Annotated in this window: 2 protein-coding genes; both read left to right on the top strand. The window is 39.0% G+C overall.

Annotation, left to right across the window (positions count from 1 at the left end; genetic code table 11):
* Nucleotides 1–113: 113 nt before the first annotated feature.
* Entirely contained in the window at nt 114–890 is a 777-nt protein-coding gene (locus AC3WJF_RS03200; protein WP_492449661.1) for a sulfite exporter TauE/SafE family protein, read from the top strand.
* Nucleotides 891–1,053: 163 nt separating this feature from the next.
* The gene (locus tag AC3WJF_RS03205; RefSeq protein WP_492449662.1) at nt 1,054–1,437 is read left to right on the top strand and encodes a VOC family protein; all 384 of its coding nucleotides are present in this window, start codon (nt 1,054–1,056) and stop codon (nt 1,435–1,437) included.
* Nucleotides 1,438–1,786: the final 349 nt, after the last annotated feature.

The raw sequence follows: 1,786 nt of genomic DNA on the forward strand, positions 1-1,786 counted from the left end.
CACGGTTTCCTTTATCTCAGTCGAAGACTACTCAGGTGAAATTACACTTCAAATTTCACTCATCCGTACGCCGATGTACAAGGTGCTTACGCTTTTCTTAGGAGGTTTTCCTTTTGGATATTAGCTTTATTGTAACAATATTTATTATTGGCTTTATAGGTTCCTTTATATCAGGAATGTTAGGGATAGGTGGCGCAATTATTAATTTTCCATTGCTATTATATATTCCTGCGCTTTTAGGTGTAGCTCATTTTACATCACACGAGGTATCAGGAATCACTGCTATTCAAGTGTTATTCGCAACCATTGGCGGTGTTTGGACGTATCGCAAAGGAGATTTCTTAAATAAAAAGTTGATTGTCTATATGGGCATAAGTATTTTAATTGGAAGCTTTGTTGGTAGTATTGGTTCTAATCATATGCCGGAAAGCGGAATTAATTTAATTTATGGAATTCTAGCGGTGATCGCAGTAGTCATGATGTTTATTCCGAAAAAAGGTATTGATGACATTCCATTCAATCAAGTGAATTTCAATGGATGGCTTGCTGCAATTCTTGCATTGATTGTAGGAATAGGCGCCGGGATTGTAGGAGCAGGTGGTTCTTTCATGCTAGTGCCAATTATGTTAACGGTATTAAAAATACCAACGAGAATGACAATCGCTTCTTCTTTAGCCATTACCTTTATTTCGTCGATCGGCTCCACGATTGGAAAAATTTCTACTGGTCAAATAGACTACGTACCTGCGATTATCATGATAATCGCAAGTTTAATTGCCGCACCAATCGGCGCAAAAGTCAGTAGAAAAATGAATACAAAAATTCTTCAGTTGATCTTGGCTGTGTTAATCTGTGTCACAGCTATTAAGGTATGGATGGATATATTATAAGAATACAAAAAAGGGTTGTCTAACAAATTAGGCGGCTCATTTTTGCTTTATAGAAATAAGATTTTGATTCTGGTGCTTTCTGGTATATTGATGTGGAGAATAAAAAGAATCCTTAGTATTCTAATCCTAGGTAAATAAGATTTTATGAAAAGTGGGGTACAAAATGAAAGTTAGTAGACTGGACCATTTTGTTTTAACAGTAAAGGATATTCAAACTTCGTGTGATTTTTACGAAAATGTATTAGGAATGCAAGTCATTACATTTGGTGAAGGTAGAAAAGCACTGCAATTTGGAAGTCAAAAAATAAATTTACATCAGCTCGGTCTGGAATTCGAACCAAAGGCAATGCATCCAACACCCGGATCGGCAGATTTATGTTTTATCACTGATTCACTGATAGAAGAAATTGTAGCTCATCTAACAAAACTTAATATTGCTATATTAGATGGCCCCGTATTTCGAACCGGTGCTTTAGGAAAAATTACTTCCGTATACTTTAGGGATCCAGACCAAAATTTGATTGAAGTTTCTAATTATGTGGAGTAATTGGAGGATTAAACGATAAGGTAGTACAAATAGAACAAGGAAGAAGCGGGAACGTGCCCGTAAACGAGTAAAGAGCAGAAGAACGGTCACATTCAAGGCAGGAATGTGACCGCAAACGAGGAAAGAGAGGAAGAACGGTCACATTCAAGGCAGGAACGTGCCCGTAAACGGGGGAAGGGAGGAGGAACGGTCACATTCATGGCAGGAACGTGCCCGCAAACGAGGAAAGAGAGGAAGAACGGTCACATTCATGGCGGGAACGTGCCCGCAGACGAGTAAAGAGCAGAAGAACGGTCACATTCACAGCGGGAACGTGCCCGCAAACGGAGAAAGGGAGGAAGAACGGTCA

This window comes from Heyndrickxia sp. FW510-T9 (assembly GCF_058781025.1).

What these genes read in the sequence shown, in the direction of transcription:
- AC3WJF_RS03205 (WP_492449662.1), top strand. Translation starts at nt 1,054, where the DNA reads ATGAAAGTTAGTAGACTGGACCATTTTGTTTTAACAGTAAAGGATATT.